Consider the following 25,847-nt stretch of genomic DNA (forward strand, 5'->3'; position numbering starts at 1 on the left):
ACGGAAAATACTACTAAAATTGTAGTATTAAGATAAATTTGCAGGGGTAAAACTTTTGTCTAACAAGGGCTGGAGCATCCTTCGAACCATACCGTCGAAGAAATGATCAGCGCTACAGAAGGCCAAAAGTACGCGCCTTGGCGACGGCCTGCACCTTGTTGACCGCAACGAGTTTGGTGAGGACGTTGCTGATATGGAAATTCACAGTCCGGGTCGAGATATTGAGAATTGTGCCAATGATCTCGGCAGTCTTACCTTCGCTGGTCCAGCGCAGGATTTCGCGTTCACGCGCTGTGAGATTGACCTCTGCCACACAATTGATGCTCGGAACATCAAGATGCTCGTACATAGCAAGATGCAGAAGGTTGGTTACAATCTGCATCTGCCGACGCAGCATCGAAACTTCGCCATCTGACAAAGCTGGTTTATCGCGAAGGAATGTGAGTACGCCAAAGACGCCCTGCGCGGCCCAGCACGGCTGAGAAATACCTGCCCTCAAGCCAAAGCCTTGTGCGTCCGCCCATATTTGCGGAGCATCGGCAAACTGTCGTGCCGACCAAACGAGCGGATCTATGCTGTTCATCCCGCGCTTGAGAATTGGGTCGATTTCGGCATATTTTTTTGCGGCATAATGCTCCCGCCAGCCTTCCGGCAATGTTTCAAAACGCAGCCACCGCGCGACACTGTTCAATGAGGGCACACACATAACGTAGGAAACATACTGAAACCCGATTGCTTCCGCATAAGAACAAACGTGTTCAAATGAATTATCTGCGTTGTCGGATATTTGTATTCTTTCGTATAAATCTTCCCATTTCATTGCATAAATCCCAACATTGTTCCTATGAAGCAATATTTACTCTGAAAAACGCAGCAATCAGGCACACTCCGGCATCAGTACATTGCCAGAAAAACAAATATAAACTTTGAAGGATTCTATGGCGCCGGAATCCGGGAATTCAAATCATCGACCACCAAACCGTGAGCCACCTGTATTACATAACACATGATTCCAGGGGCATCCACCGATAATGATTTCAGGATAATCCGGCCTTTTTACAAAACACATACTTATTCATAATGAATATAATTTTAGTAAATTAAGTATAAAAGCCCCGCAATGCGGGGCTTTTATATGAGCGTAATTTAGCAACTATTTATGCAGCAGCTTCAACCGGCTCCGGTGCCTGACCGGGAATGTAGTTGAGGATCGGCCCAAGCCAGCGCTCGACCTCCTCAACGCTCATGCCCTTGCGGTTCGCGTAATCTTCGACCTGATCACGTTCTACCTTGGCAACGCCGAAATAATAGCTTTCCGGATGGCCGATATAGAGGCCCGACACGGACGAACCCGGCCACATGGAATAGCTTTCCGTCAGTTCGACGCCGGTTTGCGCTGTGGCATCCAGCAGCTCGAACAAGGTCTTCTTTTCGGTGTGGTCAGGCTGCGCCGGATAACCCGGTGCCGGACGGATACCCGCATAACGCTCGTGGATCAGATCATCATTCGACAGATCTTCACCCGGCGCATAGCCCCAGAACTCGTTGCGAACGCGCTGATGCATCAGTTCGGCGAAGGCTTCTGCGAAGCGGTCAGCCAGTGCCTTCACGAGAATGGACGAGTAATCGTCATTGGCCCGCTCGAAACGTTCGGCAATTGCCACTTCCTCGATACCCGCCGTGACGACGAAGCCACCGACATAGTCCTGCTTGCCGCTATCGGCTGGCGCAACAAAATCGGACATAGCGACATTCGGACGACCATCACGTTTTGACAATTGCTGACGCAGCGTGAAGAAGGTTGCGAGTTCTTCCTTGCGGCTTTCATCGGTAAAGAGACGAATATCGTCGCCCACCGTATTGGCAGGCCAGAAACCGATTATGCCACGCGGTGCAAACCACTTCTCGTCAATGATCTTTGCGAGCATAGCCTGCGCATCCGCCCAGAGCTGACGCGCTGCCTCACCCTGCTTCTCATCTTCGAGAATAGCCGGGTAACGGCCCTTCATCTCCCATGTCTGGAAGAATGGCGTCCAGTCGATATAGCGCGCAATCTCTGCGAGATCGTAGTTCTCGAATGTTTTGGTGCCAAGGAATGTCGGCTTTGGCGGTGTGTAGGCGTCCCAGTCGAGCTTGTGGGCGTTTTCTCGCGCACGAGCCAGTGGCAGACGCTTCTTTTCTGCCTCATTGCGGGCGTGAGCTGCCGCAACCTTGGCATATTCCTCACGGATGCCCTCGACATAAGCGCCCTTGTTTTCAGGCGACAACAGATTGGAAACAACACCCACCGCACGGCTGGCATCGATCACGTAGACCGCCTGTCCCTGCTCATAACGCGGATGGATTTTCACCGCAGTATGCACACGGCTGGTCGTAGCGCCACCGATCAGCAGCGGCACGTTGAAGCCTTCGCGCTCCATTTCAGCCGCCACATGCACCATCTCGTCCAGCGATGGTGTGATAAGTCCTGAAAGACCAATCACATCGACATTTTCAGCGCGAGCCGTATCGAGAATTTTCTGTGTTGGCACCATCACGCCAAGATCGATGATCTCGTAATTGTTACAGGCGAGAACCACGCCGACAATGTTCTTGCCGATGTCGTGCACGTCGCCCTTCACAGTGGCCATCAGTACCTTACCGGCACTCTGGCGACCTTCACCGCCATTCAGGCGCTTTTCTTCTTCCATGTAAGGCAGAAGCACAGCAACAGCCTGCTTCATCACGCGGGCAGACTTGACCACCTGCGGCAAGAACATTTTGCCTGAACCGAACAGATCGCCCACCACATTCATACCAGCCATCAGCGGGCCTTCGATGACATGCAGCGGACGCGCAGCCGCCTGACGTGCTTCTTCGGTATCTGCTTCAATATATTCAGTAATGCCGTTGACCAGCGCATGGGAAAGCCGCTTTTCAACCGGCCATTCGCGCCAGCTCAGATCCTGCGCCTTGGCTTCCTTGGTACCGCTGTCACGGAAGCGCTCGGCAATTTCGAGCAGCCGTTCGGTCGCGTCATCACGACGGTTCAGCACCACATCTTCGCAGGCTTCACGCAGTTCTGGATCAATCGTGTCATAGACCGCGAGCTGCCCGGCATTGACGATACCCATATCCATGCCAACCTGAATGGCATGATAAAGGAAGACAGCGTGCATCGCTTCGCGCACCGGCTCATTACCGCGGAACGAGAAGGACAGGTTTGATACCCCGCCCGAAATATGGACGTGCGGCAGCGTATCGGTGATCTTGCGCGTGGCTTCGATGAAATCGACACCGTAATTATTATGCTCGTCAATGCCGGTCGCGACCGCAAAGACGTTGGGATCGAAGATGATGTCTTCCGGCGGGAAGCCAACCTGCTCGGTCAGGATTTTGTAAGCGCGGGTACAGATTTCGACCTTGCGCTCTTCCGTGTCGGCCTGTCCCGTTTCGTCAAATGCCATGATGACAACTGCAGCACCATAGGCACGCACCAGACGCGCATGATGCAGGAAGGCTTCTTCGCCTTCTTTCAGCGAAATCGAGTTGACGATCGGCTTGCCCTGAACGCATTTCAGGCCAGCTTCGATCACGTCCCACTTGGAGCTGTCGATCATTACCGGAACGCGCGCGATATCCGGCTCTGCCGCGATCAGGTTGAGATATTCAACCATGATCTTCTGGCTGTCGATCAGACCTTCATCCATGTTGATGTCGATGATCTGTGCGCCGTTTTCCACCTGATCACGCGCCACATCAAGCGCTGTCGAATAATCGCCAGCCTTAATGAGCTTACGGAAACGGGCGGAGCCGGTAACGTTCGTCCGCTCGCCGACATTGACGAAAGGAATATCCTTGGTCAGCGTGAATGGCTCGAGGCCCGACAGACGCATCAGCGGCGGCACCTTGACCGGCTTGCGCGGTGGATGCTTGGCGACAGCAGCGGCTATTGCACGGATATGCTCCGGCGTCGAACCACAGCAACCGCCCACCACATTGACGAGGCCTTCGCGTGCAAAGTCCTCGATTTGGGCTGCCATAGCTTCCGGGCTTTCGTCATACTGGCCGAACTCGTTTGGCAGGCCAGCATTCGGATAGGCGCAGACAAATGTATCGGCAATGCCAGCGATTTCCGCGAGATGTTCGCGCATTGCATTGGCACCGAGCGCGCAATTGAGCCCGATGGTGAAAGGCTTGGCATGGCGCAGCGAATACCAGAACGCCGTTGGCGTCTGACCGGAAAGCGTGCGGCCCGAAAGATCGGTGATCGTGCCGGAAATCATCACCGGCAGATGCACGCCCTTCTCAATGAACACTTCTTCAGCCGCAAAGACAGCTGCCTTGGCGTTCAGCGTATCGAAGATCGTCTCAATGAGAATAATGTCGGAGCCACCATCGATCAGCCCACGGATCTGATCGGCATAGGCAATACGCAGATCGTCAAAAGTGACGGCACGATAACCGGGATTGTTGACATCCGGCGACAGCGAAGCGGTACGGTTTGTTGGCCCCAACGCACCTGCAACAAAGCGGCGGCGACCATCCTTCTGCTGCGCACGGATTGCTGCGCGACGGGCTAGGCGCGCGCCATCACGGTTCAGCTCATAGACGGCATCTTCCATGCCGTAATCGGCCTGCGCGATGGTGGTCGACGAGAATGTGTTGGTTTCCAGAATGTCAGCACCGGCCATAGCATAGGCATAATGAATTTCTTCAATCGCCTTTGGCTGGGTCAGTGTGAGAAGGTCGTTGTTGCCCTGAAGCTGGCAATCGCAGGAACCGAAACGCTCGCCGCGAAAATGCTCTTCGTGAAAGCCCAGGCCCTGGATCTGCGTACCCATGGCCCCGTCGAGAATCAGAATGCGCTCACTTGCGGCTTTGGTCAGTGCTGCAAGCACTTCCGAACCGTCCGGCTTTGCTGCCGTTGAACCAAAAAGATTATCGAGGGAAGACGTCATAGGGGATTACCGCCTGTATTATAGAGCATTCCCAGTTTATTTTGGGTCGTTGGAAAGCTCTATCTATTTGTTCAACGCACATCTTGTTCCGAAAACCGTTTCACACTTCTCGGGATGCACTCCAATACGCTTCATCGCTACAGCACCGCCCGAAATCCGCAAAGGATTTTCTGAAAATGCGATGCGCAGATTGCCTTATTGAGCGCACGTTTGATCGCTCTTAGCGAACGCGTAGCGCACAAGACCCGCTTAATGACATAAACATATCTTTATGTCAATTCTGATAGAGTAATTTCGATCGCTGTTCGCGCCTTCACCCAACTGTTGCCAGCGCGAAGAAAAAGTGAGCTTTCCCAGCCACCTACCCGCCACAATGCGGGATCAAAATCGCCTCAGGGACGTTGATAACAAAGCTACTTTATTAGGGAGAAACCAATGAAGAGATTTGCATCTTCCTTCTTCGCAGCGTGTCTGTCACTTGGCATAGGCGTACCTGCCATAACTGCTAGCGCCAATGCAGCGCAACCGACAGCACTGATAGCCCCCGCCGTCAGCCATGGTGCACAGGCACCGGTCGAAAATGTTCAATATTACGACTATCGTGGAGACAGACGTGGCTGGCGTCACCATCATCCACGATATCGCGATGGCTATAGGCACTACAGGCCGCACTACCGGAATTGGGGGCCACCACCACGCTATCGTCATCACCCACCGCGTTATCGCCCTGCCCCGATATATCGCGGCGGTGGCAATGCGCATGTACGCTGGTGCTATAACCGTTATCGGTCATATCGTGCTTACGACAATACGTTCCAGCCCAATTACGGCCCACGTCGCCAGTGCTATTCGCCCTATATTTAAAGCATGTCTCCCAAACGGTGATACCGGTTTTGGGATGAAGACATGCAATAAAATAATAAAGCCCCGGAAATCCGGGGCTTTTTCATAACGATATGTCGCGAAAATCAGGTCACGAAAGCGCCGATCGAAGCTGCGACCAGGCCAATGGCTACAGCGATCATCACGCCATAAACGCGAGGCTTGTCGAAAAGCACGGCAAAAGCAGAGAACCAGCCCACCACCGCCGCACCCAACGCGAAAAGGAAACCGGGCTTGTCGCCGTGGTAAAGATTGGCCGCCATCAGCGCACCGACAATCAGCGCACCAAAAACGATCATCAGCCCTGTGGCATAGCGTTCGTAATCGTCCATCTAAATTTCCTCGTTCCGATCACATCAAATACGCGACGGAAGATATCTCTCAATCATTTGGCCATTTGAAGACATGACCAGCTGTCATGTTCCATGGCGGGTTGTTCTCACACAATCACTATTTTCGCCGTTCTTCAACCATTTCGCTGCAATTGTTGCGACTGATCACAGAGTCGTTGCCGCAAAGCCGCGAAGATGGTGCTATATTACCGCTCATGGATTCGACCGGTATCAGCACCTTCGACACAGCTATTGGCCCCTGCGGGATCGCCTGGCATGCCGGTAAAATTATCGGCGTGGAGATCGGTGATGCCGACGAAAACGAAACGCGCTATCGGCTTCAGTCACGTTTTTCGGATACGGAAGCATTGAACCCACCCACCTATGTCAGCGAAGCGATAGACAAGGTTCGCGTGCTGCTTGATGGTGGCGATCCGGATTTCTCGCAAACACCGCTGGCGCTTGATTCGGTGCCAGACCTCAACAGACAGGTCTATGAAATCCTTCTCGAGTTGAAAGCGGGCGAGACCATCACTTATGGCGCAATCGCGCGCAGGCTTGGCGATGTCAGTCTTTCTCAGGCAGTGGGCTACGCGCTTGGCAAAAATCCATTTCCGATCATTGTCCCCTGCCATCGGGTTTTGGGCTCCAATGGCAAGGTTGGCGGTTTTTCGGCTGCGGGTGGCACGGCGACCAAGCTACGCCTGCTCAACATCGAACGCGCGAGAACATCGCTAGAGCCGGATTTGTTCGGCGGTCTGCCTTTGCAGGCACGACCAGAGGCTGAATAATCAGCCCTTGTCGGTCACGACATCAGCGGAGAAGCGCAGCTCACGCATAGGACGCACATATTGCGTGGACGCGTCATAGGTCGGATGATTTTTGTAAGCGAAAAGCGCTTCTTCATCCTTGAACTCCGCATAGACAACAAGATCAATCGCGTTGCCCATCGGGTCGACCTTGGAATTCGGCAGAACTTCAAACACGTCGGAATAAGGAATGGTGCCCAACTGCTCCAAGCCCTTGCGGACGACATCGATGTCCTGATCTGGCTTGACGCTGAAGAAAACAATGTGGCGGATCACGTCTCGTCTCCAAATCCAGAGCGGTTCGGGTCACTATGAAACCTTTAGCCGCTCTATCTTTTTTTGTGACGCATTATCCGACGCAAAACCGCTTCGCACTTTTGCTGGAAATGCTTTGACGCGTATCTACCCCATCAAGCGAACAAGCAAAACCACAAAAAGGTGATTGCTAAGAATTAGCCCGCCTTTACCCGACGCCAGGCGAACCCACCATCCTGCTGCACCGAACCACGGCCGGGCTGATAATAACCGGGCGTATCCACAAGACGCTGCTCGCCAAGGCGGCTTTGGGCCACCTTGTTTGTCACCTGAAGGCTGTCAAAACCAGTGCGCAGCATAAGCGCTGCCTGATCGATCAGCACGTCGCCTGTTGCACGCAATTCGCCTTCAAAACCTGCACGACGCAGAACTTCGGCTTTTGAATAAGAGCGGCCATCGTTGAACGCCGGAAACTCTAAGGCAATGACTGGCAAGCCTGCCAGATGATCAAGCAGTGGCTCGATCTTCTCACCCGGCGTTACCGACACGCCGATACGGCGATTGGAAGAACGGCGCTTCTCCTCATCAAGCCCCAGCCAGACGGCCAAAGGAATGATGATTGCGGGCGCATCACCTGCAATTTCCAGATCGTCCGCAAAAATATAGTCGTCTTCACGAAAGCCTTGCTCAGACCAGAGCTTCGTTTCAGGTGTTGTCTCACTCATTTCTGGTCCCAAACCCCTATATTACTTTTTTCACGCGCATCTTACCCGAAAACCGCTACACACTTTTCGGGATGCGCTTTAGGCTATCGGCAAGGCCCGTCAGATGGATGCCGCACTCGGTCTTTTCCGATCCGGCCCAACGTCCGGCACGCTGATCTTCGTCATCGCTTACAGGTCGTGTGCAGGGCATACAGCCGATTGACCGATATCCCTGCTCTGTCAGCGGGTGGACGGGGAGATCGTGCGCGCGCGCGTAGGCACGCAAATCTTCCGCACTCATATGCGCTAGCGGATTGATGCGAATACGCGGGCCGACCGATTCAAAAACCGGCAAAGCATTGCGGGTCGAAGCCTGAAACTGCTTCCGGCCGGTCATCCACGCACGATAGGGGGCGACAGCGCGCGCCATCGGTTCCACCTTGCGAATGAAGCAACAGCGGTCCTTGTCGGTCATCGACAAAGCGCCGAACGGATCATCGGCTTTCACGTTTTCCTCAAGCGGCAAGATATCCTGCACATCGAGAAGACCCAACCGATCCACGAGATCATGCCGATAATTGAGCGTTGCGCGGAAATGCTTGCCCGTGTCGAGGAACAGAACCGGCGTTGCCGGATCGATCTCGGAAATCATGTGCAGCAGCACAGCCGATTCAGCACCGAATGATGAAACGACTGCAATTCCCCCATCAAAGAGTTCGCGCGTGCTGAGCGCAATCACCTCTTGCGGAGAGGAAGCCCCATGGCTTCCCTCCAAAAGACGGGCTTGCGCCTCTGCCCTCTGATCTGCACTCAGATCTGAATTGAGATCAAGGACAGGCCGCACGGCTCACTTCTCCATAAAGCGCACGTTTGAACGGCTCCATGCCAACCCGACGATAGGCAGCAAGGAAAGTCTCTTCGTTGTTTGCGCGCAAACCGAGATAGGTATCGACCACGGTTTCAATCGCATCGACCACTTCTTCGGAAGAAAATCCGCGTCCGGTGATGTCGCCAATCGACGAATGCTCGTCACCCGAACCACCAAGCGTGATCTGGTAAAGCTCTTCGCCCTTTTTCTCGACGCCCAGAATACCGATATGGCCAACATGATGATGACCGCAGGCATTGATGCAGCCGGAAATCTTGATCTTGAGATCGCCGATTTCAAGCTGGCGCTGCTGATCGCCGAAACGCTCAGAAATGCGCTGCGCAACCGGGATCGAACGCGCATTGGCAAGCGCGCAATAGTCAAGGCCGGGACATGCGATGATGTCGGTAATCAGACCGGCATTGGCCGTAACCAGACCATCTGATTGAAGCAGATCATAGACTGCTGGAAGATCGGCCTTGGCTACATGCGGCAGAACCAGATTCTGCTCATGGCTGACGCGGATTTCATCGAAAGAATAAGTCTCGGCAATATCCGCCACCAGTTCCATCTGCTCCGCACTTGCATCGCCCGGGATACCGCCGATGGGTTTCAGCGAAATCGTGACAACGGCATAATCCGGGTTCTTGTGTGGCGTAACATTGCGCTTGGTCCATGCCGCAAAATCAGCGTCGGATTTCTGCGTGACCGCCAAGATTTCCCAGCCTTCGGGACGCTGCGGCAGATCCGGCATCCGGAAATAACTTTCAATCGCATCGATATCGCGCTGCGGCAGTTTCAGATCACCGTAACGGATCTGTTCCCACTCAGCATCAATCTCTTGCACCAGCGGCTCAACACCAGTTTCATGAACGAGGATTTTGATGCGTGCCTTGTATTTGTTATCGCGGCGTCCATAGAGATTATAGACGCGGACGATAGCCGTCACATAGGTCAGCATGTCCTCAAGCGGCAGAAAATCGCGGATTTTCTTGGCGATCATCGGCGTGCGCCCCTGACCACCACCGATATAGACGGCGAGACCGAGTTCGCCAGCTTCGTTCTTCTTCAGCTGCAGGCCAATGTCGTGCACCTGAATGGCCGCACGATCATGCTCGGAACCGACAATCGCAATCTTGAACTTGCGTGGGAGATAGGAAAACTCCGGATGCAGCGACGACCACTGACGCAGAATTTCTGCCAGCGGGCGCGGATCGGCTACTTCATCATGCGCAGCGCCGGCAAAATGATCAGCCGTCACATTGCGAATACAATTTCCCGACGTCTGGATTGCATGCATTTCGACTCCCGCAAGCTCTTCGAGAATTTGCGGCACGTCTTTCAGTGCTGGCCAGTTGTACTGGATGTTCTGGCGCGTCGTGAAATGCGCGAAGCCACGGTCATAATCCCGCGCAATGGAGCCAAGCCTGCGAAGCTGGCGGCTCGACAATGTGCCATAAGGGATCGCAACACGCAGCATATAGGCATGTAATTGCAGATAAAGGCCGTTCATCAGCCGCAAAGGCTTGAACTGGTCTTCCGTCAATTCGCCAGAAAGGCGACGCCCAACCTGATCCTTGAACTGTGCAACGCGGGCCGCAACAAAGTCGCGGTCAAATTCATCATAACGATACATATTTACTTCCGATATTCAGATCAGGAGGCTTTTTTCAGGGGCGGTTGACCAAGCGTAATGATGGTGGGCCCGGAGAGTCGGATACGTTCGCGGAGGCGAATGGGATAAAGCCCTTCGTCGCGCTCTTCGACATCGATGACATTCACGTCGACAACCAGATTGGCTTTTGCTGCCACCTTGCCAGCTTCTTCAAGTGCGCTGACGGCTTCTGCGTGACGGGCAACCAACGCACCATCGATGGTTTCCTGCCATGATCCGTCAGCGCCAAGCCACACAGCCTGTCCATCGATGAGCCGGTTTGCAGTGAGAACTTTTACAACCATTTTTCCGACTCCTGATTTAAGCAGCGACTGCAACGGGTCTAACCGCCAGCGCCTGCGCTTTGTCGATAGCGGCGCCTGCAACAGCATCGCCGATGATGACCATGACCGGACCGGAGAGTTCTTTGCGCTCTTCCAGAGACGGCAGATCTTTCAATGTTCCATGAAACAGCCGCTTATCCTTGCGGCTGGCATTCTCAACAACCGCGACAGCCGTATCTTCATGCAGACCAGCAGAGATCAGACGGCTGGCAACCGAGGCTGCAACGCTTGAGCCCATATAGACGGCAATCGTTGCCCCGGAGACGGCAAGCTTGGCCCAGCCCGGCAGCACATCGCCTGCCATGTCGTGGCCCGTCGTGAATACCAGCGAGGAGGCCACACCACGCAAGGTGAGCGGCAGTTCCATATCGGCAGCAGCAGCGAAAGCAGAGGTAATGCCCGGCACGATTTCAAAGCCGATACCAGCTGAACGCAATGCTGCCATTTCTTCGCCCGCACGGCCAAAGACCAGCGGATCGCCCGCTTTCAGACGCACCACACGCTTGCCCTCGCGACCAAGGCTGACGAGCAGATCATTGATCTCGTTCTGGCTCTTGGAATGGCATCCCTTGCGCTTGCCGACCGAAAGACGCTCCGCATCACGACGCCCCATGGCAATCACGCCTTCCGGCACCAGTGCGTCATGCACAATCACGTCAGCTTCCATCAGAACGCGATGTGCGCGCAGGGTCAGCAGATCTTCTGCATCCGGACCGGCACCAACGAGCCAGACATAACCGGCAGCATGTTCTCTTTGCTCGATTAATTCATTTGCAGCTTTGTATGCTTCTTCGCGATCACCGTTTTCAACAGCACGCGCTACGGAGCCGGAGAAGAACCCACGCCAGAAACTGCGGCGCGCCAAACCTTTTGGCAAAAGCTTTTCGACCAGCGGACGCCAACTTTCGGCATAATGTGCAAGCTCACCAAGGCGTGGCGAGAAGGCCGCATCAATGCGCGCACGCACCATCTGTGCCAGCACAGGGGCCGAGCCTTCGGTGCCAATCGCAATTGCAATCGGCGCTCGGTTCACAATGGCAGGGGTCAGGAAATCGCAGAGTGCAGGACGGTCGACAACGTTGACTGGAATTTTCAGCGCTTTGGCCGATGCTGCAATGGCGCGATCCTGATCTTCATCACCCGTGGCGACAAAAACCAGCTTCGCACCTTCAAGAAGATCGGCGCTAAAAGCTTGAGAAACATGTTCCGAACTGTGGCTTTCGATGAAGCTCGCCAAGGCTGGTTCAAGCTCTTGCGCAATGATGCGCAAACGAGCGGACGTCTGTGCCACGAGCCGCGCTTTGTTGAGCGCTTCTTCGCCGCCGCCAACAATAACCACTACCTCTTCCGAAACACGGAAGAAGGCAGGAAAATCAGCAAGAAGTCGTTGGGACGCGAGAGCCACAGCAGTATCCTTTTTAAGACTGCTGGCATTATCCCCGGGCTGGCGAAATTTTATAAGAAACGGGCTTGCGTGCGCAAATCGCGCGGAGCATCACTTTTTCTCTGAAAAGGCATTATGAGGATTTTAATTCCTGTTGGCCTCAAATTATATCCCATAATTTTTGTAGGATTAGCATTTGAGCGCCGTGCGCCCTATTGGACGCACAAAGGACGCTCAAACACTAAAAATGCGCATCGAGCTTTCCAAAAATCGATTTCGATTTTTGGGCCGATGCGTGACTAGCTATAATTGCCCGACGTAAAAAATGCTGGCAAGTGCTTTGGCCAGCGACGTGGCAGAACAGCTACGAGGTCAAAGCGCAGCGATAATTGTGCGTAGTCTTTTTGGCGTTGCAGCCACATATCGGCAGCCGCCTCGATACGACGCATGGCCTGCGGCGTGACGGCAAGTTGCGCTGCTTCAACGCTTGTCCGTGCTTTGACTTCAACAATGAGAACAAGATTGCCGCGCCGGGCGATCAGATCAATTTCGCCAAGCCGCGTGCGGTAGCGGCGTGCCACGATGCGAAAACCTTTGAGCATAAGCGCAAACGCTGCCAGTCGCTCGGCGCTGTGTCCGCGAAAGAAAGCAACACGCTTTTTCTCGCGGAGTTCACTCATCAGTCCTGCGCCTTCAATTGCATCAGGCGCTGATACAGCACTGATTTCTGCCCACCAGTCATCTTTGCTGCCTCGCCTGCAGCTTTTGATGGCGGCAATTCCTGCGACAATGACAGCAACAGCTTGTCGATATCCTCTTCGCTCTGCGGACCGGCTTCTCCTGTTGGCGGACCAACCAGCAACACGACTTCACCGCGAATACGATCTTCGCCATCAAATTGCTGCTTCAACTCACCCAGAGGTGCAGTCACGATGGTTTCATAGGCTTTGGTCAGCTCGCGGCAAAGGGCTGCTTCACGCCCATCGCCAAAGACCTCCGCCATATCGGCGAGCGTTGTCGCCGTGCGGTTGGGCGATTCATAGAATACAAGCGTTGCTTCGATATTCTTGAGGCTTTCGAGCTTGGATGTCTTCTGGCCGTGTTTGACCGGCAAAAAGCCGCAAAACATGAATGCATCAGTCGGAAGTCCGGAAGCAGCCAGTGCCGCAAGGAGTGCTGAAGCACCAGGCACCGGCACCACACGAATGCCTGCCTCACGGGCCTCGCCCACAAGGCGGAAGCCCGGATCGGACACAAGTGGCGTGCCTGCATCTGAAACGAGCGCAACACTCTTGCCGCTTTCAAGGGCTGCGATCAGCTTTGCGCCTGCCTCAGCAGCATTATGTTCGTGATAGCTGATCGGGCGGCGCGAAATGCCATAGCGATCGAGCAATACACGGGTCACGCGCGTATCTTCACAGGCCACAATGTCGGCACTCGCAAGCACTTCCAGTCCGCGAAGCGTCATGTCGCCGAGATTGCCAATCGGGGTCGAGACGATATAGAGCGCAGGTTCAATCGGACGTGCACGCTGGGCGGTGCCACCGACAACAAATTCGCGTTTCTGTTCGTCCAAAAATTCACTCATCACCAGTCCTTATGCAGCCAGATCAGCCACGAGCGCATCAAGCACCAGCGCGCCATCTGGCGTTGCACGGATGAAGCTTCCATCCATTTTTTCGATCATGCCCGATGCGACCAGCCGTTCAAGGCGCTTGCGATCGATATCGTGGCCGGTCAGACGCTGATAACGCGCAAGATCAATGCCTTCGCGCAACCGCAAGCCCATCATCAGAAATTCATCGCCCTGCGGTTCGCCATCGAGATGTTCTTCCTCGATAATACCGTGACCGTGGCTTGCCACTTTTTCCAGCCATGTTTCCGGATGCTTTTCGGTCATTGTAACGGTGCGCAAGTCGTTTTCGACAAAACGTCCATGCGCGCCGGGGCCGATGCCGACATATTGCCCATAACGCCAGTAAACCAGATTGTGCTGGGATTCACGTCCCGGCACCGCATGGTTTGAAATCTCATAGGCTGGAAGACCATGTTCCGCGGTGATCTTTTGCGTTTCTTCATAAAGAGCGGCGGCATGATCCGGATCCGGCGTGGTGAGCTTGCCCGCCTTCCAGAGATTATAGAACTGTGTGCCTTCTTCAATCGTCAGCTGGTAAAGCGAGAGATGATCGGCAGCAAGGCCGATGGCTTCTTTCAGCTCTTCACGCCAGGCTTCAATAGTCTGATTTGGTCGCGCATAGATGAGATCGAAAGACAGACGCGGGAAAATTTCACGCGCAAGCCGGATTGCGGCCTTGGCTTCTTCAACCGAATGCATACGCCCAAGACGGCGCAGATCAGGATCGTTAAGCGCCTGGATGCCAAGCGAAACGCGATTGACGCCCGCTGCACGATAGCCGCGGAAACGTTCGGCTTCCACGCTTGTCGGATTGGCTTCCAGTGTCACTTCAATATCGGACGCGACAGTCCAGCGCGACGCAATACCATCAAGCAGGCTCCCAACCGTCGAGGGCTGCATCAGCGACGGCGTACCGCCGCCCAAAAAGATGCTGGTGACGGTGCGCGGACCTGTGCGGGCACGCAAAGTGTCCATCTCACGGTTGAACGCTTCCGCAAAGCGTGGCTGGTCAACCGGCTGATGGCGCACATGGCTGTTGAAGTCGCAATACGGACATTTTGCCAGACAGAACGGCCAGTGCAAATAAACACCAAACGCCGTTTCTCCATCTGCGCGCGCAATTGGTAGAATATTCGCTGAAGCGTCAGGTGGAGAAAAATGATGGTTCATTCGGGCATATCCGAAACAACACCGAGCGCCTTTTCCGCAAACAGCTTGAAGGCACGCGCACGATGCGAAAGCGCGGACGCGTCGCCCGGCGTCCAGCCGTGCTTCTCGTCAGCAGTCATTTCGCCGAAGGTCTTTTCATAGCCTTCCGGCTTGAATACCGGATCATAACCGAAGCCAATATCGCCGCGCGGAGGCCAGATCAGTGTGCCTTCCACTTCACCGCGGTAATATTGTGCTTCACCATCCGGCCATGCAAGGCAGATAACCGAAACAAAGCGCGCCTTACGCTCGGCAGGGGTGAGAGCACCCTTTTCCTGCAGAAGATCTTCAACCTTCTGCATCGCCATATTGAAATCGCGCGTGCCGTCTTCGGTCTCCGCCCAGTCAGCAGTGTAAACGCCGGGATTGCCATCAAGCGCGTCAACCATCATGCCAGAATCATCAGACAATGACGGCAGGCCCGTGGCTTCGGCTGCGGCCAGTGCCTTAATATAGGCATTCTGCTCAAACGTCGTTCCGGTTTCTTCCGGCTCCGGCAGGCCGAGAGCCGCAACAGAACTGACCTCGAAGCCAAATGGGGCGATCAGCCCATCGAATTCGCGCAATTTGCCTGCATTGTGCGATGCAACGATCAGTTTGCCTTTTTCAAGCACCCGCATTTTTTAACTCCAAAGTTTCGGCTCAGCGAATTCCAGCGAATTGCCGGAAGGATCGCGAAAATAAATCGAACGTGCGCCATTGGGCCATTCGAAATCAGACTCGATAGCAATCCCGTGCTTTTCGAGATAGCTGCGCCAGTCATCAATCTCATGACGTGTGGCTGCAAAGCAGACATGCCCTGCACCGATCGTCCCATGCGGTGGCACCGGCAGCGATCCGGGCGCGGGTGGCTTCAAAGTTTCTTCCGCCTTAAACAACAGTAAAATACCGTCGCCACAGCGGAAGAATGCATTGCGTTCACTGACCTTGCCCACCGGCTCAAGCCCGATAATGTCGCGATAAAACGAAATCGCCTCAGCAACATCACGGACATAGAGCGCGGTTTCAAGAATGCGGGATGCCTGCATTTTCGGCCACCTCTTTCATGGAGATGGCCTTAACTATCAGGCAAGTGCTGCCTTCTGCAACTCGACGAGCTGATTGATGCCGCCGCGTGCAAGCTTCATAAGCGCTGCAAACTCTTCTTCCGAGAATGGTGCGCCTTCAGCTGTACCCTGAATTTCGACAATGCCGCCCTTGCCGGTCATCACGAAATTGCTGTCGGTTTCTGCCGCCGAATCCTCGACATAATCGAGATCAAGCACAGGCTGACCTTCGTGGATGCCGCAGGAAATGGCTGCGATATGATCTTTAAGCACCTTCTCAAAGCGGATCATCTGGCGCGCTTCCATCCAGCGCAGGCAATCATAAAGGGCAACCCAGCCGCCGGTGATCGCAGCTGTACGGGTGCCGCCATCAGCCTGAATGACATCGCAGTCAACCGTGATCTGGAATTCGCCAAGCGCCTGAAGATCAACCACTGCGCGCAGCGAACGACCAATAAGACGCTGGATTTCCTGCGTACGACCACCCTGCTTTCCAGCGGCTGCTTCACGGCGCATACGGTCGCCGGTCGAACGTGGCAACATGCCATATTCTGCAGTGACCCAGCCCTTACCTGAATTGCGCATCCAGCCCGGCACCTTTTCTTCAAGGCTTGCCGTGCACAGAACATGAGTATCGCCGAACTTAACGAGGCACGAGCCTTCCGCATGTTTGGAGACGCCGCGCTCAAAAGAGACGGCACGCATTTCATCAGCAGCGCGCTTGGATGGACGCATCGTATTTCCTCAATTCGTTTTTCGTTGCGGCTTTTTAGGCTTGTCGCGCTCGAATGAAAAGGAATTTCGCAGTATCTTACAACAGAGGTGTTGAGAGAGGTGAAACTGTAAACCCAAACCCTTTGACGCATCGGGTTGCTCGCTTATATTTATAGTCTGCAATTCAAAGGGTTCGCATTGAGACCATGATCAAGTCACCGGAACATCAGCTGCTTAATGCACTCGACCAGCGGTCGCGCGATATTTTCCGGCTGATCGTCGACAGTTACCTCAATGATGGCGATCCGGTCGGGTCGCGCAACCTGTCGCGCCTGCTGCCGCATAGTCTTTCGCCGGCCACCATTCGCAATGTGATGAGCGACCTTGAGCATCTTGGCCTCATCTATGCACCGCATATTTCCGCCGGGCGTCTGCCAACCCAGATCGGTCTGCGCTTCTTTGTCGATGCTTTCATGGAAGTGGGCGACCTGCCGCCTGATGAACGCTCCTCCATTGAGGCACAGGTGCGTTCGGCAGGCATGAACAATTCGGTAGAGAGCGTGCTGACAGAAGCCAGTCAGGTTCTTTCGGGCCTTTCGCGTGGTGCTGGCCTTGTGCTTGCAACCAAGGCCGAAGGCGCGCTTAAACATATCGAATTCGTGCGTCTTGAACCAACCCGCGCGCTTGCCGTGCTGGTGATGCAGAATGGCGATGTCGAGAATCGCGTTGTGAACCTGCCTGCTGGAATCTCCGCTTCGCAGCTGGTGGAGGCTTCCAACTTTCTCAACGCGCATATTCATGGCCATACGCTGTCGGAAGCGAAATCGGAGTTGGAGAAGCTGTCGGAAGAAACCAGACAGGAACTTGATCAGCTCTCGCAGGAACTTGTTGCACAGGGACTGGCTGTGTGGAGCGGTGCAGGTTCTGACCAGCCTGCACGCCTCATCGTGCGCGGTCGTGCCAACCTGCTTGAGAACATTCATGCACAGGAAGATATTGAACGCCTGCGCCACCTGTTTGACGACCTCGAAACCAAGGACGGCATGATCCAGCTCCTCGATCTGGCTGAATCGGGTTCTGGAGTGCGGATTTTCATCGGCTCGGAGAACAAGCTGTTCTCGCTCTCCGGTTCATCGCTAGTGGTGGCCCCTTATCGTGACAGCGAACAGCGTGTTGTTGGCGCTCTGGGCGTCATTGGACCAACCCGGCTCAACTATGCCCGCATCGTGCCGATGGTCGACTACACCGCGCAGATTGTCTCCCGATTGCTGCGCTAATTTCTGATATGAAGTGTCAGACTTGCCAAGGCTAAGAAATTAGACCTTGATTTTAACGCCGCGAAACTCGATATCCGGCCCAAACACTATTCAAGACGGAAGAAGCATTATGGCTGATGAAAAGAATACACCCGAAAACCCCGATCTTGAGCAGCGCGATATCAACAATCCTCGTGATCGTGATGCGCTGAAGCGTGCTGCCGACGATTTTCTGAAAAGCCGCAAGGCTGAGACACGCGCCGAGGTCGAAGAAGAAGCTGTTGACACCGAGAGCCTGGCTGCAAACACCATTGCAGCACTTGAAGCCGACAATGCAGAACTGAAAGATCAGATGCTGCGTCTCGTTGCAGAGATGGAAAACCTGCGCAAGCGCACACAGCGCGACGTGCAGGACGCACGCACCTATGCTGTGACAAACTTTGCCCGCGACATGCTCTCGGTTTCCGACAATCTGAGCCGCGCACACGAAGCCATTCCTGCCGACGCGCTGGAAAGCGACGCCAACCTCAAGTCGCTTGCCGAAGGTGTGGAAATGACCGAACGCGCCATGCTTCAGGCTTTGGAGCGTCACGGCGTGACTAAGCTTAACCCTGAAGGCGAAAAGTTCGACCCGAACTTCCATCAGGCTATTTTTGAAGTGCCTAACCCTGATCTGCCAGCCAATACGGTCGTGCAGGTCATGCAGGCAGGATACGCCATCGGTGACCGCGTGCTGCGCCCGGCGATGGTTGGGGTTTCCAAGGGCGGTCCAAAGGCTGCCGCCGAGACGGCACCTGAAAGCAATGCTTGATTAGCATTTCCAGCAAAAGCGCGAAGCGCCTCCGCAGGGAAATCAGTTCGCCGGACTGATTTCTTTTCCTGCTGCGATGCGTGGGATAATGCGATAAAAACAAAAAGAAAGAGCGGCGTGTTCATCGCCGCTCTTTCTTTTTGTCGCTATCCATTGGACTATCGACACACTAGAGCGTGTCGTTGTTAATTGTATCCGCTGCACCCGCTCTATTTCTTTATTTTGCGCATGTCGTTATCGGATCGTAGCGGGAACAGAAATCAGTCCAGTGGACTGATTTCCCTGCGAAGGCGGTCCCCACTTTTCCGCGACATGCTTTATCAGCTGGGAGGCCGTGCGTGACGATCTTTGATTTTGCAAACTTTGCAGGGGTTTTCGTCTTCGCTGCCACCGGCGCTCTCGCCGCATCACGCCGTCAGCTCGATATTATCGGCTTTATCTTTCTCGCCAACGTGACTGGCATCGGCGGCGGCACGATGCGCGATCTGGTACTGGGCGCACCCGTTTTCTGGGTCGTTGAGCCGTTTTATCTGCTGGCAGGAACGTCTGCCGCCATCATCGTCTATTTCACGGCACATCTGGTCGAATCACGCTATCGGCTTTTGCTGTGGTTCGACGCCATCGGTTTGTCAGCCTATACGGTTGTGGGTGCGGCCAAAGGCTTGGCACTCGGCTTTGGGCCATCCGTTGCCATCGTCACCGGCATTTTTACGGCAACGCTTGGCGGCATTTTGCGCGACATGGTGGCAGGCGAGCCATCCGTGCTTATGCGGCGCGAAATCTACGTCAGCGCAGCTCTTGCCGGTGCATGTCTTTATGTGGTGCTGGAACGCTTGGGGATTGATCCGATTTTTGCAGCGCTTGCTGCCGCACTCACAGCCTTTATCGTGCGCGGCGGTGCGCTTTATTTCGGCTGGAATCTACCGGTCTATAAAAGCCGTCCCGGCCGCACAGAGGAGGAACTCAAGCGCGACCGGATTGTCCGGATTGATCAGTAGAGCGGTTCCAGGTCACACTGAACATTGAAACCGCTCTATCTATTTGTTTTTATAGACTATCCCAAAAAAGGCAGCTTCGCACTTTTACTGGGATTGCTCTAATCAAATAAGCTTGGCCTGCGTCGCTACAGCCTTCAGATCGACCAGCGGACGTGGTCCCATCTGCTGAATAATCATACCGGCTGCAAGCGAGCCTAAGCGTGCGCAATCTTCAAGCGAACGGTCCTTGGTGTAGCCATAAAGGAAACCGGCGGCATAAAGATCACCCGCACCTGTGGTATCGATCAGCTCTTCGATCTCAATTGCTGGCACATGCAGCGTCTGATCGGCAGTGATGACGATCGCGCCCTTTTCCGAGCGTGTGACGACTGCCAGCGGGCAATCCTTGCGGATGGCTTCAACAGCTTCATCAAGCGACTTGGTTTGATAGAGCGACTTGGCTTCGTCTTCATTGGCGAAAACGATATCGACCGTGCGGCTGCGCATAAGATCAAGAAACTCATCGCGATAGCGATCAACGCAGAATGGGTCGGACAGGGTCATGGCAACCTGACGGCCGTGCTCATGCGCAATCTTGGAAGCCAGAACAATGGCTTCCTTGGCGCGTGGCGGATCCCACAGGTAACCTTCGAAATAGGTAACGCGGGCATCGGCAACTTTGGAGGTTTCGACATCTTCCGGCCCAAGCTCGACGCAGGCACCCAGATAGGTGTTCATCGAACGCTCGCCATCCGCGGTTACGAAAATCATGGAACGGGCAGTCGGTGAGCCTTTTTCCAGTGCACGCGTATCGAAGGCTACGCCCTGTGCGCGAATATCATGGGAAAAAACCCGGCCAAGATGGTCTGTTGCAACCTTACCAAAAAAGGCGGAACGCCCACCGAGGCTCGCGACGCCTGCAGCGGTATTACCAGCACTGCCACCCGACATTTCCGTGACCTGACCTTTGATGCGGCCATAGAGCAGTTCTGCCCGGTCGCCATCAATCAGGTTCATGGCGCCTTTGATGATGCCATTTGTTTCAAGGAATGCATCTTCCGTGCGCGAGATAATATCGACAATGGCGTTGCCAATGCAAAGAACGTCGAATGTAGCCATGAGCTGATCTGGGGCTCCCCTTTTTGTCTGTTGCCCGCCTCTGTACAAGGCATTCAGGCAACGGTACGGCGGCAGTCATGTGGGGCCGGTTTAGCCTTTTGCAAGTGCTTTGACCACCCTGTTAAGCCTGCCTCCTGTGGGTAGCGCATATTGTACCGATCCATCGGCCTTCCTATTTTGATCGCATAAGATCACCGAAAGTGAGCCTGAATGATCATTGAAGCGGCAATAAAAGCCCTTAAACGCCTTCCAACGCCGGAGTTTCGTTCGGTTTTGTGGAAAACACTGGGTTTGACGCTCTTGTTGCTGATCGGGCTCTGGGTCGGAATTCGTCAATTATTTTTTACTTTAGCCTGGCCGTGGATGGCGCAATTGCTGCCCGGAATGCCCGAATGGGCTGGCTGGCTCGGTATTGCTGCAGCCATTGTTGCAGGTCTGGGGCTGGCGCTCGTGCTCGCTTTAATGATTGCACCCGTCACCGCACTTGTAGCCGGTATCTTCCTTGATGATGTCGCGGACGTCGTTGAACGTGAGGACTATCCCGGTGAGCCCGCAGGCACGCCCCTGCCGCTGGGCCGTTCCGTTGTGGTGTCACTTAAGTTTCTGGGCGTGGTCGTTCTCGGCAATATCGCAGCACTTTTTCTGCTCTTCGTACCCGGCATCAATCTGATCGCCTTTTTTGTGATCAACGCCTATTTGCTGGGGCGGGAATTCTTTGAATTTGCAGCGATGCGTTATCGGTCCGAGAGCGAGGCCAAGGCACTACGCTCGCAATATGGGGTGACAGTTTTCCTCGCGGGTCTGGTCATTGCGGGATTTCTCGCGATCCCGATCGTCAATCTGCTGACGCCGCTGTTTGCGGCTGCGATGATGATTCATCTGCACAAGGCAATTTCGCAGCGAGAAATTTTAAAACTGCGGCGGTAACGGAATGAGCGCTGCGGGTACGTCACAGGTCTTTCCGGGATATTTGCAGATATCAGCGATCACGCAATTCTCGCATTCAGGCTTGCGCGCCTTACAGGTGTAACGCCCGTGCAGGATGAGCCAGTGATGCGCGTGAAACAGATATTCTGTCGGAATAACCCGCATCAGAATAGCTTCTATCGCATCCGGCGTCTTGGCTGGTGCAAGACCAATCCGATTGCCGATGCGCAGGATATGCGTGTCCACAGCCATGGTTGAGTGGCCAAAAGCCATGCTCAATACGACGTTGGCGGTCTTTCGGCCAACGCCCGGCAACTTCACCAACTCGTCGCGATCATCCGGGACTTCACCACCATAATCGCGGATAAGCGCTTCGGACAATAGAATGACGTTTTTCGCCTTGTTGCGCCAAAGACCGATGGTGCGGATATAATTGCCAACCGTGTCTTCGCCCAGCGCCAGCATTTTTTGCGGCGTGTCGGCAACCGCAAAAAGCGCACGGGTAGCCTTGTTCACTCCCACGTCTGTTGCCTGTGCCGACAAGACGACGGCGACGAGAAGCGTGAAGGCATTCACATGTTCGAGCTCACCCTTTGGTTCGGGGCGCAAAATGGAAAAGCGGCGGAAAATCTCGTGGATTTCATCAGCCGTGTAGAGCGTGCCTGCAACCCGACGCGGGCGACGAACCTGAGTTGTCGCTGCGTCATTCACGGGCGATTTGATTTTGGCGTTTTCCATTTTGTCTCTATACTTGGCTCCATCCGCGGAAAACAGTTCACAGCTTGACGCAGCCCGGAGCAAATGTGCATGCAGCATCCAGACGGCGCAAATCCAGACAGATTTGATACCCCAATTTTTGAAGCTCTGCTGACGCCTTATCGCTCATTGGGGCGAACGGGTTTTCGTGTGTTGATGGGCGCCATGATCTGCTGCTGGCTGTTTGTCTGCATATTGTTCTGGTCAATAGGCGCATGGCCGATCATCGGCTTTTTTGGCCTTGATGTGCTGGCAATCTATCTGGCTTTTCGCTGGAACTACCACGCGGCCAAGGCACGCGAGGAAATATCCGTTTCACGGTCAGAACTCTCCATCCGAAAATACGAAGCCTCCGGCAAAATGACCAGCCACCTGTTTCATCCGTTCTGGACACGATTTAATGTCGCCAGAAAACCAGATATCGGTATCACGACGATGCATATTGAAAGTCGTCAGAACAGTGTTCTCGTCGGTGGTTTTCTCAATCCCGATGATCGCGAGAGCTTTGCCACGGCTTTCGGCAATGCGTTAAGCGAAGCGCGACGCTGACATCGGCACACAGTTTTCCACATATGTTGACGGCTTTTGCTTCCAGGGCATCAGTTTTAGGATGCTTTGAGGGGAATCCACTTTCGGCCCTTGAAGTCCGGCTTTTCACAAGCCATATCAGTTGAGTGAAAGATACGCCGAAAGGGTACTTTCCATAACGGTCGCTTCTTACCAAGGACTGATGCAATGACAAGAATGACTCCGTTTTCGAGCCCTCTGTTGCTGGGCTTCGACACAATGGAAAAGACGCTGGAACGGATTGCCAAATCCGGCGACGGCTACCCGCCCTATAACATTGAACGTCTGCGTGGCGAGACGGGATCTGAACGGTTGCGCATTACGCTTGCGGTAGCAGGCTTCGCCAGTGACGATCTTGAGGTAATGACTGAAGACAATCAGCTCGTGATCCGTGGACGCCAGAGCGACGATACCGAACGCGAGTTTCTGCACCGTGGCATTGCTGCCCGTCAGTTTCAGCGCGTCTTTGTTCTGGCAGATGGGATGCGGGTCGTCGGTTGTGATCTGAAAAATGGCCTGCTTGCCATTGATCTCGACAGACCTGAACCAGAACGCCTTATCAAACGTATAAATATAGCAGTGAAGGAATGATCCCGGTTCAGACTGGGTTCATGCTGAAATCGCTATAATGGAATTGTTAAGCTCTTAAGCAGTATGATCGCAAATGATGTGCTGCGAAATTGGAGGCTAAGACCATGGACAGACACATTCTCACTGAACATGAATTCGCTCATCTGGGTGAAGGTGAATTGGCTTACGTGCGCAAGATTCGTTCCGACGATCTTACCCGCAGCTTCCCTGCCCTTCCCCCAATCGCTCCAGGTCTTGAACTCTGGGCGCTGTTTGGAGCCACCGGCGAACCCATCGTTCTTTCCGATGTACGCGCCACCGCGTTGCAGGGCGCGCATGAACACGAATTGCGCACCGTAATGCTGCATTAAGAAGTTTCGCGACCGAAACCGCTGCTATTTCGGGCTTTGCTCCGAAGCAAATTCGGTCGGATAAAATGCATAAGGCCGCCGTTCTCTAAAGAATGGCGGCCTTGCTTGCTTAAACGGGACAGTATCAGGCAGCGTTGGTCGCAGGCTGTGCTGTCAGGAATGAATAAAGTGCCTGGGCATCATGGGTGCCGCGCAGCTTGGCAACGGTATCTGCATCGCGCAACATGCGCGCAATACGCGACAATGCTTTCAGGTGATCAGCGCCAGCATTTTCCGGTGCAAGGAGCAAGAAGACGAGATCGACTGGCTGATCGTCCAGTGCTTCAAAATCCACTGGCGTTTCAAGGCGCGCAAAAATTCCTGCAATCTTGTCAATGCTTGCCAGCTTGCCGTGAGGAATGGCGACGCCATTGCCAACCCCGGTAGAACCGAGGCGTTCACGCTGGAGAATTGTTTCGAAAACTTCACGCTCAGGGAGACCGGTCAGTTCCGCGGCCTTTTCAGACAAAATCTGCAAAAGCTGCTTTTTGGAGCTGGCTTTCAGCGCAGGGATAATCGCCCCTGGCTGAATCAGATCACTAAGATCCATTCTCTCCGTTCCTTCTTCAATCAGGCCATCGAAGGCCCGGTTTAGGGAAGCGCACGACAGCGGAAAACTGCGTGCGCTTCAGGTTTGCCGTCAAGCGCGGGGAGCGGCCTGGCGGGTAACCGTCGATGGGTCCACCCAGCCGATATTGCCGTCCGCACGACGGTACACGATATTCACTTCATCATTGCCTGCATTGCGGAATACCAGGACCGGGTTTTCGATCAGGTCAAGTTCCACAACCGCCGACGCTACCGAGAGGGTGCGAAGGGCAACAGACGATTCCGCAACGATAGTCGGTGCGTAATCAACCGGAAGGTCCTCCTCTTCTTCCGGCAGCGGTGCCATAACACGATATGCCACATCATCATAGATCGCATTTGGTGCGGTCGCAGGACGCGATTTCAAACGGCGCTTGTAACGACGCAAGCGTGTTTCAATCTTGTCTGCAGCCGCATCGAAAGCCAGTTGCGGATCCTGCGCATCTCCGGTGCTCTGCAAAGTGGCACCGCTATCAAGATGCAAGGTACAATCCGCGCTGAATCGCGATCCGGACTTGGTGACCGTTACCTGCCCGGAAAAGCCATGATCAAAATATTTGCCGACCGCTTCGTTAACCCGATCAATAATCCGGGTCGTGAAAGCTTCACCGACGTCCATATGCTTTCCAGATACACGCAGAGTCATTTGGTACACCTCATTTGCGTTACACAACAGGACGTAGTCTAACCATAAGGCGAGCGAAGCGCAAAGCGAACCAGCATCAAATCTGCTTTTCGTCCTGTGCTTATTTTAGCCCCGTTTCCTGCAGTCTGAAAAAGCGCCAAAGCCCCATTCCCGATCATTGCCATCCACGCGGCCAGTCGAATAATTTTCCGTCATATGTTTTCAACCACATGCCGGAAGGATCGCTGCACATCGTTCTCTTATGTAACGCTGAAAACGCCGAAGCGTTTCCCGAAATATTACCTTGCCTTTCGTTTAAACAATCGGACACCGGTTAACGGTCTTTACGGGTGCATATCGCAATGCGAGCGGGGCTTCTATTGACTGAAACGTAAATTGTCAATCGCAGCTTTTACCAGCCGGATCCTCGCGCGTTGCTCATCCCCCTCCAGTCGAAAATGAAT

At 54.2% G+C, this 25,847-nt stretch carries 28 protein-coding genes; 9 read left to right on the plus strand and 19 right to left on the minus strand.

Annotated features, from left to right (window positions below; all coding sequences use genetic code 11):
• Positions 1-112 precede the first annotated feature (112 nt).
• Both ABWV94_RS04990 and metH read right to left on the minus strand, forming a co-directional pair.
• On the minus strand, positions 113-820 hold the full coding sequence (locus tag ABWV94_RS04990) for a LuxR family transcriptional regulator (RefSeq protein WP_105518092.1): 708 nt from the start codon (positions 818-820) through the stop codon (positions 113-115).
• Between the two features lie 337 nt (positions 821-1,157).
• Positions 1,158-4,940 carry a methionine synthase gene (gene metH / locus ABWV94_RS04995; RefSeq protein WP_312470201.1) on the minus strand — a complete coding sequence of 1,261 codons (3,783 nt, stop codon included), beginning with the start codon at positions 4,938-4,940 and terminating at the stop codon, positions 1,158-1,160.
• Positions 4,941-5,375: 435 nt separating this feature from the next.
• On the opposite strand from metH, the gene ABWV94_RS05000 reads away from it, so the two are divergent.
• Positions 5,376-5,804, plus strand: a complete 429-nt coding sequence (locus ABWV94_RS05000; protein WP_007873336.1) for a BA14K family protein — start codon at positions 5,376-5,378, stop codon at positions 5,802-5,804.
• A 104-nt stretch (positions 5,805-5,908) separates the two neighbouring features.
• On the opposite strand, the gene ABWV94_RS05005 is transcribed toward ABWV94_RS05000, so the two are convergent.
• Positions 5,909-6,154, minus strand: a complete 246-nt coding sequence (locus tag ABWV94_RS05005; protein ID WP_007873334.1) for a hypothetical protein — start codon at positions 6,152-6,154, stop codon at positions 5,909-5,911.
• 215 nt (positions 6,155-6,369) lie between these two features.
• Between ABWV94_RS05005 and ABWV94_RS05010 the strand changes: the two genes are divergently transcribed.
• A complete protein-coding gene (locus ABWV94_RS05010; protein WP_007873332.1) occupies positions 6,370-6,945 on the plus strand; it encodes a methylated-DNA--[protein]-cysteine S-methyltransferase in 576 nt (191 codons plus the stop codon).
• On the opposite strand, the gene ABWV94_RS05015 is transcribed toward ABWV94_RS05010, so the two are convergent.
• The 12 genes from ABWV94_RS05015 to rph form a co-directional block, all read right to left on the minus strand.
• Positions 6,946-7,239 (minus strand): Dabb family protein, encoded by a 294-nt coding sequence (locus ABWV94_RS05015; protein WP_007873331.1) that lies wholly within the window; start codon positions 7,237-7,239, stop codon positions 6,946-6,948.
• Positions 7,240-7,415: 176 nt separating this feature from the next.
• Complete coding sequence (locus tag ABWV94_RS05020) at positions 7,416-7,943, minus strand: DUF934 domain-containing protein (RefSeq protein WP_113496040.1); 528 nt, start codon at positions 7,941-7,943, stop codon at positions 7,416-7,418.
• A 55-nt stretch (positions 7,944-7,998) separates the two neighbouring features.
• Positions 7,999-8,766, minus strand: coding sequence for a phosphoadenylyl-sulfate reductase (locus ABWV94_RS05025; protein ID WP_502905151.1), 768 nt, complete (start codon positions 8,764-8,766; stop codon positions 7,999-8,001).
• Positions 8,750-10,426 (minus strand): nitrite/sulfite reductase, encoded by a 1,677-nt coding sequence (locus ABWV94_RS05030; protein WP_113496041.1) that lies wholly within the window; start codon positions 10,424-10,426, stop codon positions 8,750-8,752. The genes ABWV94_RS05025 and ABWV94_RS05030 overlap by 17 nt, the downstream gene beginning before the upstream one ends.
• A 20-nt stretch (positions 10,427-10,446) precedes the next feature.
• Complete coding sequence (locus ABWV94_RS05035; protein WP_064320082.1) at positions 10,447-10,749, minus strand: DUF2849 domain-containing protein; 303 nt, start codon at positions 10,747-10,749, stop codon at positions 10,447-10,449.
• Positions 10,750-10,765: 16 nt separating this feature from the next.
• Positions 10,766-12,193, minus strand: coding sequence for a siroheme synthase CysG (gene cysG / locus ABWV94_RS05040; RefSeq protein WP_353412750.1), 1,428 nt, complete (start codon positions 12,191-12,193; stop codon positions 10,766-10,768).
• 278 nt (positions 12,194-12,471) lie between these two features.
• On the minus strand, positions 12,472-12,852 hold the full coding sequence (locus ABWV94_RS05045; protein WP_113496043.1) for a YraN family protein: 381 nt from the start codon (positions 12,850-12,852) through the stop codon (positions 12,472-12,474).
• Positions 12,852-13,760: a 16S rRNA (cytidine(1402)-2'-O)-methyltransferase gene (gene rsmI / locus ABWV94_RS05050; RefSeq protein ID WP_007873317.1), complete on the minus strand. Its 909-nt coding sequence runs from the start codon at positions 13,758-13,760 to the stop codon at positions 12,852-12,854. The genes ABWV94_RS05045 and rsmI overlap by 1 nt, the downstream gene beginning before the upstream one ends.
• A gap of 9 nt (positions 13,761-13,769) precedes the next feature.
• Positions 13,770-14,978: a radical SAM family heme chaperone HemW gene (gene hemW / locus ABWV94_RS05055; RefSeq protein ID WP_113496044.1), complete on the minus strand. Its 1,209-nt coding sequence runs from the start codon at positions 14,976-14,978 to the stop codon at positions 13,770-13,772.
• Positions 14,975-15,637 (minus strand): RdgB/HAM1 family non-canonical purine NTP pyrophosphatase, encoded by a 663-nt coding sequence (gene rdgB / locus ABWV94_RS05060; RefSeq protein WP_113496045.1) that lies wholly within the window; start codon positions 15,635-15,637, stop codon positions 14,975-14,977. The genes hemW and rdgB overlap by 4 nt, the downstream gene beginning before the upstream one ends.
• Positions 15,638-15,640: 3 nt before the next feature.
• The gene (locus tag ABWV94_RS05065) at positions 15,641-16,045 is read right to left on the minus strand and encodes a VOC family protein (RefSeq protein WP_113496046.1); all 405 of its coding nucleotides are present in this window, start codon (positions 16,043-16,045) and stop codon (positions 15,641-15,643) included.
• 36 nt (positions 16,046-16,081) lie between these two features.
• Positions 16,082-16,798: a ribonuclease PH gene (gene rph, locus ABWV94_RS05070; RefSeq protein ID WP_007873310.1), complete on the minus strand. Its 717-nt coding sequence runs from the start codon at positions 16,796-16,798 to the stop codon at positions 16,082-16,084.
• A gap of 185 nt (positions 16,799-16,983) precedes the next feature.
• On the opposite strand from rph, the gene hrcA reads away from it, so the two are divergent.
• From hrcA to ABWV94_RS05085, 3 genes are all read left to right on the plus strand, one after another.
• A complete protein-coding gene (gene hrcA / locus ABWV94_RS05075) occupies positions 16,984-18,054 on the plus strand; it encodes a heat-inducible transcriptional repressor HrcA (protein ID WP_007873309.1) in 1,071 nt (356 codons plus the stop codon).
• A gap of 109 nt (positions 18,055-18,163) precedes the next feature.
• A complete protein-coding gene (gene grpE / locus ABWV94_RS05080) occupies positions 18,164-18,844 on the plus strand; it encodes a nucleotide exchange factor GrpE (RefSeq protein ID WP_113496047.1) in 681 nt (226 codons plus the stop codon).
• Positions 18,845-19,182: 338 nt separating this feature from the next.
• Positions 19,183-19,842, plus strand: a complete 660-nt coding sequence (locus ABWV94_RS05085) for a trimeric intracellular cation channel family protein (RefSeq protein WP_007873306.1) — start codon at positions 19,183-19,185, stop codon at positions 19,840-19,842.
• A 102-nt stretch (positions 19,843-19,944) separates the two neighbouring features.
• Here the strand turns inward: ABWV94_RS05085 and ABWV94_RS05090 are convergent, their stop codons facing one another.
• On the minus strand, positions 19,945-20,940 hold the full coding sequence (locus ABWV94_RS05090; protein ID WP_007873304.1) for an adenosine kinase: 996 nt from the start codon (positions 20,938-20,940) through the stop codon (positions 19,945-19,947).
• A gap of 210 nt (positions 20,941-21,150) precedes the next feature.
• On the opposite strand from ABWV94_RS05090, the gene ABWV94_RS05095 reads away from it, so the two are divergent.
• Positions 21,151-21,867, plus strand: coding sequence for a sulfate transporter family protein (locus tag ABWV94_RS05095; RefSeq protein ID WP_007873303.1), 717 nt, complete (start codon positions 21,151-21,153; stop codon positions 21,865-21,867).
• On the opposite strand, the gene nth is transcribed toward ABWV94_RS05095, so the two are convergent.
• Entirely contained in the window at positions 21,850-22,605 is a 756-nt protein-coding gene (gene nth, locus ABWV94_RS05100; RefSeq protein ID WP_113496048.1) for an endonuclease III, read from the minus strand. The genes ABWV94_RS05095 and nth overlap by 18 nt on opposite strands.
• A 69-nt stretch (positions 22,606-22,674) precedes the next feature.
• On the opposite strand from nth, the gene ABWV94_RS05105 reads away from it, so the two are divergent.
• From ABWV94_RS05105 to ABWV94_RS05115, 3 genes are all read left to right on the plus strand, one after another.
• Positions 22,675-23,172, plus strand: a complete 498-nt coding sequence (locus ABWV94_RS05105; protein WP_113496049.1) for a DUF2244 domain-containing protein — start codon at positions 22,675-22,677, stop codon at positions 23,170-23,172.
• Positions 23,173-23,358: 186 nt separating this feature from the next.
• Entirely contained in the window at positions 23,359-23,781 is a 423-nt protein-coding gene (locus tag ABWV94_RS05110) for an Hsp20 family protein (RefSeq protein ID WP_007873293.1), read from the plus strand.
• Between the two features lie 104 nt (positions 23,782-23,885).
• Positions 23,886-24,131 (plus strand): BQ00720 family protein, encoded by a 246-nt coding sequence (locus tag ABWV94_RS05115; protein ID WP_007873282.1) that lies wholly within the window; start codon positions 23,886-23,888, stop codon positions 24,129-24,131.
• A 124-nt stretch (positions 24,132-24,255) separates the two neighbouring features.
• On the opposite strand, the gene ptsN is transcribed toward ABWV94_RS05115, so the two are convergent.
• Both ptsN and hpf read right to left on the minus strand, forming a co-directional pair.
• Entirely contained in the window at positions 24,256-24,720 is a 465-nt protein-coding gene (gene ptsN / locus ABWV94_RS05120) for a PTS IIA-like nitrogen regulatory protein PtsN (protein ID WP_007873280.1), read from the minus strand.
• 90 nt (positions 24,721-24,810) lie between these two features.
• Positions 24,811-25,404: a ribosome hibernation-promoting factor, HPF/YfiA family gene (gene hpf, locus ABWV94_RS05125; RefSeq protein ID WP_007873278.1), complete on the minus strand. Its 594-nt coding sequence runs from the start codon at positions 25,402-25,404 to the stop codon at positions 24,811-24,813.
• Positions 25,405-25,847: the final 443 nt, after the last annotated feature.

It is taken from the genome of Brucella sp. NBRC 12953, from assembly GCF_040369775.1.
GTDB classification, from domain to species: domain Bacteria; phylum Pseudomonadota; class Alphaproteobacteria; order Rhizobiales; family Rhizobiaceae; genus Brucella; species Brucella pseudogrignonensis.

Excerpts from the sequence above, each read along its gene's own strand:
- ABWV94_RS05030 (WP_113496041.1), bottom strand. The coding sequence starts at position 10,426 with ATGTATCGTTATGATGAATTTGACCGCGACTTTGTTGCGGCCCGCGTT.
- ABWV94_RS05105 (WP_113496049.1), top strand. The coding sequence starts at position 22,675 with ATGCAGCATCCAGACGGCGCAAATCCAGACAGATTTGATACCCCAATT.
- ABWV94_RS05000 (WP_007873336.1), top strand. The coding sequence starts at position 5,376 with ATGAAGAGATTTGCATCTTCCTTCTTCGCAGCGTGTCTGTCACTTGGC.
- ABWV94_RS05010 (WP_007873332.1), top strand. The coding sequence starts at position 6,370 with ATGGATTCGACCGGTATCAGCACCTTCGACACAGCTATTGGCCCCTGC.
- ptsN (WP_007873280.1), bottom strand. The coding sequence starts at position 24,720 with ATGGATCTTAGTGATCTGATTCAGCCAGGGGCGATTATCCCTGCGCTG.
- nth (WP_113496048.1), bottom strand. The coding sequence starts at position 22,605 with ATGGAAAACGCCAAAATCAAATCGCCCGTGAATGACGCAGCGACAACT.
- rsmI (WP_007873317.1), bottom strand. The coding sequence starts at position 13,760 with ATGAGTGAATTTTTGGACGAACAGAAACGCGAATTTGTTGTCGGTGGC.
- hpf (WP_007873278.1), bottom strand. The coding sequence starts at position 25,404 with ATGACTCTGCGTGTATCTGGAAAGCATATGGACGTCGGTGAAGCTTTC.
- metH (WP_312470201.1), bottom strand. The coding sequence starts at position 4,940 with ATGACGTCTTCCCTCGATAATCTTTTTGGTTCAACGGCAGCAAAGCCG.
- ABWV94_RS05110 (WP_007873293.1), top strand. The coding sequence starts at position 23,359 with ATGACAAGAATGACTCCGTTTTCGAGCCCTCTGTTGCTGGGCTTCGAC.
- ABWV94_RS05095 (WP_007873303.1), top strand. The coding sequence starts at position 21,151 with ATGATCATTGAAGCGGCAATAAAAGCCCTTAAACGCCTTCCAACGCCG.
- rdgB (WP_113496045.1), bottom strand. The coding sequence starts at position 15,637 with ATGCGGGTGCTTGAAAAAGGCAAACTGATCGTTGCATCGCACAATGCA.
- ABWV94_RS05115 (WP_007873282.1), top strand. The coding sequence starts at position 23,886 with ATGGACAGACACATTCTCACTGAACATGAATTCGCTCATCTGGGTGAA.
- hrcA (WP_007873309.1), top strand. The coding sequence starts at position 16,984 with ATGATCAAGTCACCGGAACATCAGCTGCTTAATGCACTCGACCAGCGG.
- ABWV94_RS05090 (WP_007873304.1), bottom strand. The coding sequence starts at position 20,940 with ATGGCTACATTCGACGTTCTTTGCATTGGCAACGCCATTGTCGATATT.
- ABWV94_RS05005 (WP_007873334.1), bottom strand. The coding sequence starts at position 6,154 with ATGGACGATTACGAACGCTATGCCACAGGGCTGATGATCGTTTTTGGT.
- ABWV94_RS05065 (WP_113496046.1), bottom strand. The coding sequence starts at position 16,045 with ATGCAGGCATCCCGCATTCTTGAAACCGCGCTCTATGTCCGTGATGTT.
- hemW (WP_113496044.1), bottom strand. The coding sequence starts at position 14,978 with ATGAACCATCATTTTTCTCCACCTGACGCTTCAGCGAATATTCTACCA.
- ABWV94_RS04990 (WP_105518092.1), bottom strand. The coding sequence starts at position 820 with ATGAAATGGGAAGATTTATACGAAAGAATACAAATATCCGACAACGCA.
- ABWV94_RS05035 (WP_064320082.1), bottom strand. The coding sequence starts at position 10,749 with ATGGTTGTAAAAGTTCTCACTGCAAACCGGCTCATCGATGGACAGGCT.
- ABWV94_RS05020 (WP_113496040.1), bottom strand. The coding sequence starts at position 7,943 with ATGAGTGAGACAACACCTGAAACGAAGCTCTGGTCTGAGCAAGGCTTT.
- ABWV94_RS05045 (WP_113496043.1), bottom strand. The coding sequence starts at position 12,852 with ATGAGTGAACTCCGCGAGAAAAAGCGTGTTGCTTTCTTTCGCGGACAC.
- grpE (WP_113496047.1), top strand. The coding sequence starts at position 18,164 with ATGGCTGATGAAAAGAATACACCCGAAAACCCCGATCTTGAGCAGCGC.
- rph (WP_007873310.1), bottom strand. The coding sequence starts at position 16,798 with ATGCGTCCATCCAAGCGCGCTGCTGATGAAATGCGTGCCGTCTCTTTT.